Raw genomic sequence first — 12316 nt, 5'->3', positions numbered from 1 at the left:
CCGTCTTGCTCAGACCTTAAAATTTTACTCGGTGAGGTTTAGTCTGGATTTTACCCAAGTGAAAACCGCTATATCTAGTGGTGGGCTTTTAGCCTGCCTATTTTTATATCTAATTATAATTACTTACAATTAAAAACTTATATGTCAACATTAAATTGGAAAATTGGTTGTGAAATTGAATTATTAGCACCACTCGGATTAAGTAGAAAAGATTTAGCAGATTCGATCGCACTAGCAAACAATGGTCTGATGCGTCGGATATTTTATCCTCAATCCGAACTAAGTCTTGTTCCGGGAAAGCCTTTATTTCATAATCTAACTTTGGGTTTTGAAGTTATAGATCGACAAGGAAATTTAATTGCCAAATGCGTTGATGATTTAACTCTGCAAGATGATTTAAATAAGTCGCAACTACCGAAACCGGGATGGTATAGAATTGTTAGCGACGATACTCGTTTTTTAGAATTAATCACTCGTCAAGCAAACGCTGAAAAAAATCAAGCCGAAGTTCTTCACCCGATCGCCGATTTATTTGGGACTCGTGTAGAAGAAGGAGTAGAAGGAATGGTGCGTGTTGCCGATCGTACTGGAAATCCCGTGGCGATCGCAGCACCGTTACCAGGAGAGCGAGAACGTCCCTGCGAGCTAATTTCAGCACCTATCGATACAAATCATCTGGAAAATTTAGAAGTCCTTTTAAAAACAGCGCGTCTACTTGGTTTTACTGCTCCCGTTGAAGGTGCAACTCACATCCACTTTGATGCAAAACCATTATGTTCTGCAAATGTATTTACTAATTTAGTCAATATTTTCCACACACATGGAGAAAACCTGAAAAGATTAGTAGGAACTAACCCCAAATGCAGACGCTTGGGAAGTTGGGATTTAGCCTTATTAAAATTAGTTAACGAATCCGACTTTCGGGAATTACCGTGGAAAGAAGCTCGATTGCGAGTAGCTAAACTTGAATTGACAAAATATTGCGACTTTAACCTCAAAAACTTAATTCATCCCATCCCCGATAAACTGACCTTTGAAGCCCGTATTTTTCCAGTTTGGCTTGATTCACAGCCAATTATCGAAGCTGCGGCACTATGCGAGGCAATTATTCGTTATGCTATGAATGTAAGTGAAATTCAAATATCGTCTCATGCACCCTTAGAATGGAAATTAGAATCGGTGCAAGAATTTCTTAAATTACTCCCAATGTCAGAAGATGTTCGCAATATATGGTTAACTCGCGCTGCAAATACGACATCTTAGCAACTTGAACCAAACGCTTAATATCTTTTTTTGGTTAAGATGCGCCGATTTTATAGATAATTTAATTGTGACTATATGCATCTTGAGGAAGTTCCTCAAATTTCAGGAGACCTAGGAAACTAGATACAGAACCATATAGCTTTATTTATCAAGTATTGAAAAGTTGATTGCATTGACTGGCGATGAAAGACTATTAATTGAGGGCTAGAATTCTATCCAAGTAACCGATTGCTAATTCTTGATTTCTATTATTTCACAACCCAGTACTTCAATTCAATACTAGTAACATGACGACTGTTAGAAACCAATGAAATGGAGGATTTATGCGAGCAGTACTTATGGCTGGAGGTTCCGGGACGCGGCTTCGTCCGTTAACTTGCGACCTACCCAAACCAATGGTGCCTATCCTCAATCGACCAATTGCCGAACATATCATCAATCTTCTCAAACGGCACGACATTACAGAAATTATTGCGACCTTGCATTATTTGCCAGATACGATGCGAGACTACTTCCAAGATGGTAGCGATTTTGGCGTACAGATGACCTACGCTGTGGAAGAAGACCAGCCTTTAGGTACGGCAGGTTGCGTAAAGAACATTGCTGAGCTTCTAGATGATACGTTTTTGGTGATCAGCGGAGATAGTATCACTGATTTTGACCTGACAGCAGCAATTAAATATCACAAAGAAAAAAAATCCAAAGCCACTTTAATTTTGACCCGCGTTCCTAATCCCATTGAATTTGGGGTAGTCATTACCGATGAAGAAGGACGCATCAAACGCTTTTTAGAAAAACCTTCCACTAGCGAAATTTTTTCCGATACCGTAAATACCGGCGCTTATATTCTAGAACCTGAAGTTTTGGAATATCTGCCCGCGAACCAAGAATCGGACTTTTCCAAAGAGTTATTCCCGCTACTTCTCGAAAAAGACGAGCCGATGTTTGGCTATGTTGCTTCCGGTTACTGGTGCGATGTCGGACATTTAGATGCTTACCGCGAAGCTCAGTATGATGTTCTCAACCGCAAAGTTAAAGCTGATTTTCCCTATAAGGAAATTTCCTCCGGTTTATGGGTTGGTCAAAATACTCACATCGAGTCTTCAGCGGTAATTGAAACACCAGCATTAATTGGCGATAACTGTCGTATCGGTCATAGAGTCCACATCGAAGCAGGAACCGTGATTGGAGACAACGTTACCATTGGTGCCGATGCCAATTTGAAGCGCCCAATAGTCTGGAACGGAGCAATAGTTGGTGATGAAGCTCAGTTAAGTGCCTGCGTAATTTCTCGCGGTACTCGTGTAGATCGTCGCGCTCATGTCCTGGAAGCAGCGGTAGTTGGTTCGCTGTCCACGGTGGGAGAAGAAGCTCAAATTAGCCCCGGTGTGCGCGTATGGCCCAGTAAAAAGATTGAGTCGGGCGCGATTTTAAATATAAATTTGATTTGGGGTAACATTGCCCAACGTAATTTATTTGGACAGCGGGGTGTTCAAGGGTCAGCAAATATTGATGTTACTCCAGAATTTGCAGTTAAGTTGGGTGCTGCTTATGGTTCCACTTTAAAACCAGGTTGCCAAGTTACGGTGTCTCGCGACCAGCGGAATATATCCCGGATGGTAACTCGCTCATTGATTGCTGGTTTAATGTCTGTAGGCATCGAAATTCAAAACCTAGATGCAACGGCTTTACCGATCGCCCGTACCATCATCCCTAATATGGGCGTAGCTGGCGGTATTCACGTCCGTATCCATCCCAACCGTCCCGACTATATCTTGATTGAATTTCTTGATGCTAAGGGAATCAATATTCCTAAAGCCAAAGAAAAGAAAATCGAAGGTGCATATTTTAAAGAAGATATGCGACGGGCGCAAATTCACGAAATTGGTAATGTTGCCTATCCCAGTCAGTTAGCTGACCGTTACTGCAACGCTTTTGAAAATCTCATAAATATCGATACCATTCGTCACAGTCGGGCAAAAGTCGTAATTGATTACGTTTATGGAGTATCTGGGGCTGTATTACCGCAGATGTTAGATAAATTTGGTGCTGATGCGGTGGTACTCAATGCCAGTTTAAATAAACTTGCCAGTTCAGAAACCGATCTGGAAGCCTTGCTGACCCAGTTAGGTCATGTAGTCGAAGCCCTCAAAGCGAACTTTGGCGTACAGGTCACGGCAAACGGCGAACAACTGATACTAGTTGATGAATCCGGTATTCCCATTCGCGGGGAAATGCTCACAGCCTTGATGGTAGACATGATGTTAACTGCTCACCCCAGGGGAAGTGTAGTAGTACCAGTGCATTCTTCTAGCGCTGTAGAGCAAATTGCCCGTCGTCATGATGGTAAAGTAATTCGCACCAAAGCAAATCCCACAGCATTAATGGAAGCTTGTCAAAAGAATCCTAATGTAGTTTTGGGTGGTAGTGGAGAGACCGGCTTTATTGTGCCACAACTGCATCCCGGATTTGATGCAATGTTCTGTATTGCCAAACTGATTGAAATGCTCACAATTCAAGAACGTTCCCTTACCACAGTACGTTCCGAATTACCCCGCGTAATTCATAAAACTTACACAACCCGCTGTCCTTGGACGGTCAAAGGTGCATTAATGCGGCACTTAGTAGAAACTCATCCCCCAGAACAACTGGAATTAATTGATGGGGTGAAAATTTGTCAGCCCTACGACGATAGTTGGGTACTAGTTCTACCAGACGCTAGCGAACCATTAGTACATCTATATGTTAACGGCAACGATCGCGAATGGGTCGATGAATCCCTAAGAAAATACCGCGCTCGCGTTCAAGAGTTTGTCGAAACCGAGCAAGAAGTGGTAGTGGAAGTTTAGGGACAAGGGGACAAGGGGACAAGGGGACAAGGGTACAAGGGTACAAGGGGAATATTAATTCTTAATTCTTAATTCTTAACTCCTAACTCCTAACTCCTAACTCCTAACTCCTAACTCCTAATCCGAAATTCCCATTATTCAAACGGTAAAGACGGGGAGTTACTTTTAGGAAGTATGGCTAATTCGGTTTCTGGATCGAAAAAGTGAATTTTTTCTGGATTTAGGGACAACCATACTTTTTCTCCCGTTCTTACCAATTTTTCTGGTGGAACTCTTACCTGTAACAAATCGGCTGCTAAGTATTCTTTCTGAAAGCTTGTTTCAATCAGTTTTACTGCTAAATAACTATCGTTACCGAGGTTTTCCGTCCATTCTACTTGTGCGGGTAAATTCTTAGTTGCAGGTAAACTTATATTCCAGTGTTCTGGACGAACTCCTAATGTTAGGGTTCGTCCACTATATTTCCGTAGGGCATTACCCCAGTTTTCTGATAAAGTTAAGCGAAAATCACCTTTGGTTATCAAACAAGGTGACTGAAATTTGACAGTAATAAAATTCATTGGTGGTGAGCCGATAAATTCTGCTACAAAACGATTTGCGGGACGATTGTAAATTTCTAGGGGAGGAGCAACCTGGATTATTTGACCGCGATCTAAAATTGCGACGCGATCGCCCATTGTCATTGCTTCTGTTTGGTCGTGGGTCACGTAAATTGTGGTTATTCCTAGCTGACGCTGCAATTTGACTATCTCAGCACGGGTTTGTGTCCTCAGTTTTGCATCTAAGTTAGAAAGCGGTTCATCCATCAAAAATACTTGCGGATTTCGAGCGATCGCACGTCCTAATGCAACTCGCTGTTTTTGTCCCCCCGATAATTCTTTGGGATATCTATTTAATAACTCTTCAATTTCCAGTAATTGCGCGACATTAATTACTTTTTCGTGTACTAAATTCTCTCTTTCGGAAACGTATCTCAATCCTTTCGGTAACTTTCTTGTCACCGCTACTAATAAATTTTCTGCTATTTTGATTGCTCTTCCTTTTACGTTCCCCCCATCTCCCCCTCTCCCCCTCTCCCCCTTCTCCTTACGGAGACGCTTCGCGAACGGGTTCCCCACTTCGCTCAACGGAGGGAACCTCCGCACGCGAGTGGTCTCACCATCTCTTCTCCCTGCTTCTTGCAGTCTCAACCCAAAAGCAATGTTGTCATAAACCGTCATGTGGGGATAAAGAGCATAATTTTGAAACACCATCGCAATGTTTCTTTGAGAAGCAGAAAGGTCGTTTACAAGACGGTTTCCTACCAAGATATTACCCCCGGTAACATCTTCTAAACCTGCAATTAACCGTAGCAAAGTAGTTTTTCCACAGCCAGAAGGTCCTACCAACACCATAAATTCGCCATCTTTGACCGTGAGACTAATTCGCCGCAGTACATTCACACTACTACTACGATGCCAGTTACTCAAAGCACTATCTTCACCTCTGCGGCTCGGAAAACTCTTGTAAACGTTTTCTAAAACAACTTGCGTCACGAGTCCTGACCATAGCGATACTTTTTGATTATTAACACTTACACCCCGTCGAGCAGAATGTTTTGCGCTAATAATACAGCTTAGATTTGTGAAAAGAAAGTAAATAAACTTATATTAAGTATTAATACGATTAATCAGATTATTCGCAACTCAGTAATTTTACAGTTGCTAAAAAACAATTTATTAGTATTATCTGAACGGGTTTCCTTTTCTTTGTGCTTTCTGAATCTTTCTTTATCAGTCTTTTACACTCAATATATATATGTAAACTTTTAATAAACGGTATATAATAATACGTCAGCCTAACGGGAATGTAGGGGTGTCCGCGCAGACAGATATATTTGTGAAGACACTTTATGTATAGCACTAAGGAATTAACAAAGTATAAAGGTTACGTAATACAGGCGTATCATCATTCTCATGAAACGTTGGATAAACAATGGGGATATCGGATATGGAAAGGCTATGAATTGATGTGCGTTGACGAAGTTGGATGTAAATCGTCTCAAGAAGCTATAATCGCTGCAAGAAAAGAAATTGATCGGGGTTTTATCTGCCGATTTTATTTATAGATTACCAAGATCGGGTTGACAAAGCAGCGTTGAAGTCCTGTTAATTAATCGTATTCATAAACTCTGCTATCAATAACTCGGAATCCAGCTTCTCTAGCTTCTTTTTCTGCTTCTCCCAAAGCTTGTTGCGCTTCTTCCCTTGTATTGAATCCTTTAATACTTGTATTAAATCCTTGAGGCTTACCGTTAGGGTTGCGAGCTTGCAAATCTAGCTTAGATTGTTCTATGTAATATCCAAACATTTACTTGGTATGGTGATATCTACGAAAGCAGTATCATATTAGCAGTTTTCCATTGAGCCAGTATTGCTACAAGTTAAAAATAGCTACTGCAATGCCTTTCTAATATGGTACAATAGTACTGCTAATTGCAGAATCATCTGTCAGGCAAAGTTACCGAATTGTTAATGGTATCTGTTCGTAACTTTAGCTTGGCTTTTATCATATAAATAGATTGCGTCTGAAGATTAATTAATCCTGTCCCGCTCGAAGATACCGGAGTTGAGGGAGCAGGTAGTAATTTATTATTAAGAAAGTTTGAAAACAAACAAAAATTAAACATAAATGGTAGTCATTACGGCATGCATAATTTAAATTTAATAAGTAAGTTGGCACAAACAAACCGAATTATGTAACAAAATGTAAATTGGGTTAAAAGGCTTACTTCTACTGCCTATTGCCTACTCCCTACTCCCTTGTCCTAATTACAATTTTCAACGTCAACCTGCTTAATTGATTTTTATTTCTTGTTTGTGACTTACCAATATTTGATTAATGTAGATATTTTAGCAAAAATAAAGTGTTTTTGATAAAACGTTCAACTGGTTTAATTACCACGGTGGTTAAAACCACCCGTGTCGCTTTCCTCTCAGGTCTAAAGACGCTGAGTTTCCCACTTCCCGTGAGGTCTTTATGAACAGTTGTGTATTGATGGCAGAAATTATTCAAGAACCCGAACTGCGTTACAAAGCAGATAATCAATTAGAAATTACGGAAATGCTAGTCCAATTTGGGGGGTTGCGAGAAAACGATCCACCAGCAAACTTAAAAGTCGTAGGTTTTGGTAACTTAGCCAAAGAAATTCAACAAAACTACCATATTGGCGATCGCGTAATTTTGATCGGACGTTTAACCATGAATACCATCGAACGTCCCGAAGGTTTCAAAGAGAAACGTGCGGAAATGACAGTTCAGCAGATTCAGCATTTAGGAGCAGGTTTTGACATCAATTTCATGCAAACACAACCGCAAGAAATTGCTGTAGAGACTCCCCAAGCATCTGTAGCTGTAACTGCTCCCCCAAAAAATAAAGTTAATACCCCACCCCCTAAAAGTATTCCGCAACCGGAACCCTTACCCCAAGCAACATACGAACCGAGTAACTATGAGCCTAGTACCTATCGGGCGATAGTGGAAGAAGAAATCCCTGAAGATGATATCCCATTTTAGGTGTTGCGCGATGTAGAGACGTTGCAGTGCAACGTCTTTATTTCTAAATAGCGTAAAAATAATCTTCCGTACATACTTTACCTAAATTTCACAAAACGAACATTCGTTATATTGGCTACCGTATCCATTGCAACATTTGCTATAACCTATATATAATATTTGGTCTTCATCTGAATATACTGAGGCTGAGTCTGGAAATCAAAGCAAAGAACTTGAAAATAAATATATACAGCAGAATGCCACGTAAATGAGGTACATCCCTACTCCCTTGCCACCTCCAGAAGATGAAATCGGGTATAATTCAGTCACTTTTAATCTAAAAATTCAAAAAAATACTTAGTTACTACTGATAAATCCCAAGCTCCTGTTAAAATCCAGTTAAATTAAAGTTAAGAATCTACCCCCGACTTCCATGAGAGAAACAGTCTTAGACGTTCGTAACCTGCAAGTTGAATTCTCCGATGATGGCAAAGTTGTCAAAGCAGTAAATGGAATCTCTTTTCAATTGCATAGAGGAGAGACTTTAGGGATAGTAGGGGAGTCGGGGAGCGGTAAATCTGTCACATCCCTAGCTGTCATGGGTTTATTGCAGAATCCTGGTAAAATTAGTGGCGGTGAAATTTGGTTTCGTCCCCAAGAAAATGGGGAAGCGCTGAACTTAGTGCAGCTACCAGCAAAGGAGCTACAACTTTACCGGGGTGGTGATATTGCGATGATTTTTCAAGAGCCAATGACTTCGCTCAACCCGGTTTACAACATTGGTTTTCAGCTAACAGAAGCAATTTTACGACATCAGAATATTTCTCAAACAGAAGCACGTCAAAAAGCGATCGATAGTTTGCAGGAAGTAAAACTTCTTCCCAGTGACGAGCAAATTCGTCAAAATTTAATTGAAACTTCACCGAATATAGATGAACAACAGCTTCCGCAGCTAGTTAAACAACATAAAGAAGCAATATTACAACGCTTTCCCCATCAACTTTCTGGGGGACAATTACAACGGGTAATGATTGCAATGGCAATTTCCTGTAATCCATTGCTGCTAATTGCTGACGAACCTACCACCGCTTTAGATGTAACGGTACAAGCGACGATAATCGATTTGCTAGCAGAATTACAGCGAAAGCGCGACATGGCAATGATTTTTATTACCCACGATTTGGGATTAATCGCGGAAATTGCGGATCGAGTGGCGGTGATGTACAAAGGAAAAGTCGTCGAGCAAGGTAACGCAGCACAAATATTTACAAATCCAGAACATCCTTATACCAAAGGTTTGCTCGCTTGTCGTCCCAGTTTAGACCGTCATCCTCAAAAATTGCTGACAGTTTCCGACTACATGAACGTAGAAGAAACAGCTAGCGGAGATGTAATAATTCAAGCCAAGCAACCAGTACAACCCCCAGAAGTAACTTCCGCAGAAATTGCTCAAAGATTAGCAATATTAGAAAAACAACAGCCGCTTTTACAAATCCGTAATTTGAAAGTAGGTTATCCCATCAAAGGAATGTTTGGTGGTACTAAACGCCATTTTATGGCTGTAGATAACGTTTCTTTTGAGGTTAGAAAAGGGGAAACCTTGGGATTGGTGGGAGAATCGGGTTGCGGTAAAACAACTCTGGGTAGAAGTTTACTGCGATTGGTAGAACCTTTAAGCGGTGAAATAATTTTTGAAGGAAGAGACATCACCAAACTCAGAGGGAATACGTTACAAAAACTGCGTCGAGAAATGCAGATCGTCTTCCAAAATCCGTTTAGCGCTTTAGATTCGCGGATGAAGGTAGGAGAAGCGGTGATGGAACCGTTGGTAATTCACTCCATTGGTAAGAATAAAAAAGAACGGCAGCAACGGGCTATATATTTATTAGAAAGAGTCGGATTGAGTGCTGATGCAATGAACCGCTATCCGCATCAATTTTCTGGGGGTCAACGTCAGCGGGTTTGTATTGCACGTTCCTTAGCTTTAAATCCCAAGTTTATCATTTGCGATGAATCGGTTTCCGCTTTAGATGTATCGGTACAAGCGCAAGTATTGAATCTTCTTAAAGAATTGCAGGATGAATTTGGATTAACCTATATTTTTATTTCCCACGATTTGAGCGTCGTCAAATTTATCAGCGATAGAATTTTAGTGATGAATCGGGGTGAAATAGTCGAAAGTGGTAACGCACAACAAATTTACCGCGAACCAAAACAAGAATATACTCAAAAATTGATTGCATCTATTCCTACGGGTAGTCCTGAAAGAATGCGACAGCAATCTGTTAATACTTAAAGGTGTAGAATAAATAAATTTTGTCCAAAATGCAAAACCCTTGTAGAGACGTAGCAGTGCTGCGTCTTCGTCAATATGAAATCATCATCAATAAACTGTATTTTTATACAGAATTTGGGGTTCAAAATTGGAATGTTTCCGGAATTCGGATTAGAAACCGTTAAAATAAAGGAATAATCTAAGTTAACTTAAGATAATTCTTTCAGGTTTTGCTCATGTCACGCTATACTTCCCCTCGCTTACGTTACCTCAAAGCTAGATTATCGGTTTTAACCCGTCCTAGTTTTCTGATTGCAGCGGTTTTTTTAACTACTGTGGGATTTGTAATTAAAGAATATTGGACAAATCCAGACTTTTTAAAATTTACTGATAATCAACTTCCATCCACATCATCAAATCAATCTCCACTGTCGGAAGAAGATAAAGCGATCGCTGCTGATATCGATAATTTATCAATAATTAATTACGACCAACAGCAAGCTCAAATACCCATAACTACAAATATAAAAGAGAGGGATAAATTAAAAAAACAAAACCAAGAGCAACTCACAAAAATATTAGATTTAGCACAAAAGAGTGAAACCGCAAACGAAATTAAATCAAATACTCAATCGGCAACAACTAATACCTTATCACCATCAGCGCAAAATCCTTTTTTAGCTCAAGCTGAAAATTTATTAAAGTTTAATGGTAGTAACGAACAGCCTGCGATCGCAAATAATATCTCTCCATTCTCTTCCTTGCAAGTACCGCAAACTTCATCGAATGGCATAAATAATAATTCAAATCAGAATGTGGCTTCCGAAAGTGCTTTAAAAACAGCAATTGATCGACCAAATAACCAAAGTCAAGGAAATTCCACCGCAGCAACTTCAACTAATAATTTAACCTTACCGACATCACCCATAAATCAAGGATTGCGTCAAAATCCGAGTAATCCCCTTGTTGATACTACTGTTTTCAACCAACCTTTAAATACTCAACCACAAAATCCCTATAGCAACTTTAATAATAATCAAATACAGTATCCTGACAACAATTACAATCAACCCTATGACTTTAATAATAATCAGTATTTAAATAACTATAATCAACAAAATTCCTACAGCAACTATAACAATCAGCTACCTACAAATAACTACAATCAACCAAATTTAAACAACCAAGTACAGCCCTATAGCAATAACAATACTCTAATAACTGGCAATAGATATAGTCCAGAAATACAAACAAGAATTAATAATATTTACAACAGATTGAATAATAGAAATAACCCAACAGTTACTCCGAATACTTATAGTTCACCAATTAACGCTGGAACAAATTTTCCACAACCAAACGTACAGCAGTTTAATTCGCCTTATTCTCAGCAAACTCCCGTACAGTATCCGAATAATGGGTATGGTTATTAGTACAATTGAACTTTAATTCCTTTGATAAATTACGCAATTATTCTGATTTTGCGTAAATCCGATCGCCACTTACAAAACCCCGTCCAAAGAATATTACAAAGTATTACAATTGATGTAATAATATTAATTCTGCATCAATTTCAGCTTTTATATGTCGCAAATCATCTGGATAGCCAGACACGCAAATCGTCTTGACTTTGTAAACCCCGATTGGTTTTTAACAGCCGAAAGACGTTATGACCCACCGCTATCAGATGATGGTATGGTACAGGCACAGCAGTTAGCAAATCGGCTTAGAAAAGAAAAAATTACTCAAATTTTCGCTTCTCCATTTTTGCGTACCGTACAAACAGCAAGTGCGATCGCGTCGGTTCTTGATTTACCGATCAAGTTGGAAACGGGATTGAGTGAATGGTTAAATCCCGATTGGATGACTGAAGAACCAAAAAGACTTTCATCTCGAAAATTAGCGCAATTATATCCTCACATTGACCTTAGCTATACATCAAAAATAGCAGCCAAATATCCCGAAACTCGACACAGAATGCGTCAACGTTCCGCCCAAACTGCTAGATGTTTGGCTTTAGAATACTCCCCCCAAGATATTTTATTAGTCGGACATGGTGCATCCGTACTAGGAGCGGCAATGGGGTTAGTAGGAGATATAGCAATAGATGAAGTCAAAGCGTCTTTATGTAGCTTAGTAAAAGTTGTTCGTAAAGAACCAAAATGGTTATTGGAGCTAAAAGGTGATACTTCCCATTTGACAGAAGTTGAAGAAGCCGTGAGGTTTAATTAATCAAGTTAGGGGTGAAGGGTTTGCAACAAGGTAGATATGCGAGATCCGTCAGAATCAATCCAATCGACTACTAATACTTGACCACATAAGTTCTGCGGAGTCGAGGTAGCGGGAGCGGAAAAGCTCGCGAATTGTCTGGTAATGTTCGCGAATTGTCCGGTAG

9 protein-coding genes are annotated in these 12316 nt (G+C 39.8%); 7 read left to right on the top strand and 2 right to left on the bottom strand.

Annotated features, from left to right (window positions below):
- Positions 1–141 precede the first annotated feature (141 nt).
- Together VB797_RS19375 and VB797_RS19370 are read left to right on the top strand one after the other, a co-directional pair.
- Positions 142–1263, top strand: a complete 1122-nt coding sequence (locus VB797_RS19375) for an amidoligase family protein (RefSeq protein ID WP_323239367.1) — start codon at positions 142–144, stop codon at positions 1261–1263.
- Positions 1264–1586: 323 nt separating this feature from the next.
- Complete coding sequence (locus tag VB797_RS19370) at positions 1587–4112, top strand: mannose-1-phosphate guanyltransferase (protein ID WP_323239366.1); 2526 nt, start codon at positions 1587–1589, stop codon at positions 4110–4112.
- A 134-nt stretch (positions 4113–4246) separates the two neighbouring features.
- Here VB797_RS19370 and VB797_RS19365 read toward each other — a convergent pair whose 3' ends face one another.
- Positions 4247–5647, bottom strand: coding sequence for an ABC transporter ATP-binding protein (locus tag VB797_RS19365; RefSeq protein ID WP_323239365.1), 1401 nt, complete (start codon positions 5645–5647; stop codon positions 4247–4249).
- Positions 5648–6003: 356 nt separating this feature from the next.
- Between VB797_RS19365 and VB797_RS19360 the strand changes: the two genes are divergently transcribed.
- A complete protein-coding gene (locus VB797_RS19360; RefSeq protein WP_323239364.1) occupies positions 6004–6219 on the top strand; it encodes a hypothetical protein in 216 nt (71 codons plus the stop codon).
- Positions 6220–6263: 44 nt separating this feature from the next.
- On the opposite strand, the gene VB797_RS19355 is transcribed toward VB797_RS19360, so the two are convergent.
- Positions 6264–6461, bottom strand: coding sequence for a hypothetical protein (locus tag VB797_RS19355; RefSeq protein WP_323239363.1), 198 nt, complete (start codon positions 6459–6461; stop codon positions 6264–6266).
- 669 nt (positions 6462–7130) lie between these two features.
- Here VB797_RS19355 and VB797_RS19350 point away from each other — a divergent pair.
- The 4 genes from VB797_RS19350 to VB797_RS19335 all read left to right on the top strand — a co-directional run bounded on the left by VB797_RS19350 (position 7131) and on the right by VB797_RS19335 (position 12153).
- The gene (locus tag VB797_RS19350) at positions 7131–7667 is read left to right on the top strand and encodes a single-stranded DNA-binding protein (protein ID WP_323239362.1); all 537 of its coding nucleotides are present in this window, start codon (positions 7131–7133) and stop codon (positions 7665–7667) included.
- 412 nt (positions 7668–8079) lie between these two features.
- Positions 8080–9942 carry an ABC transporter ATP-binding protein gene (locus VB797_RS19345; protein ID WP_323239361.1) on the top strand — a complete coding sequence of 621 codons (1863 nt, stop codon included), beginning with the start codon at positions 8080–8082 and terminating at the stop codon, positions 9940–9942.
- 215 nt (positions 9943–10157) lie between these two features.
- Positions 10158–11354 (top strand): hypothetical protein, encoded by a 1197-nt coding sequence (locus VB797_RS19340; protein ID WP_323239360.1) that lies wholly within the window; start codon positions 10158–10160, stop codon positions 11352–11354.
- A 151-nt stretch (positions 11355–11505) separates the two neighbouring features.
- A complete protein-coding gene (locus VB797_RS19335) occupies positions 11506–12153 on the top strand; it encodes a histidine phosphatase family protein (protein WP_323239359.1) in 648 nt (215 codons plus the stop codon).
- Positions 12154–12316 lie beyond the last annotated feature (163 nt).

The sequence above is a fragment of the Rivularia sp. UHCC 0363 genome (assembly GCF_034931125.1).
Lineage (GTDB): Bacteria > Cyanobacteriota > Cyanobacteriia > Cyanobacteriales > Nostocaceae > Rivularia.
The sequence above is the reverse complement of the archived record's forward strand: the minus strand, read 5'-3'. Positions and strand labels throughout refer to the sequence as shown.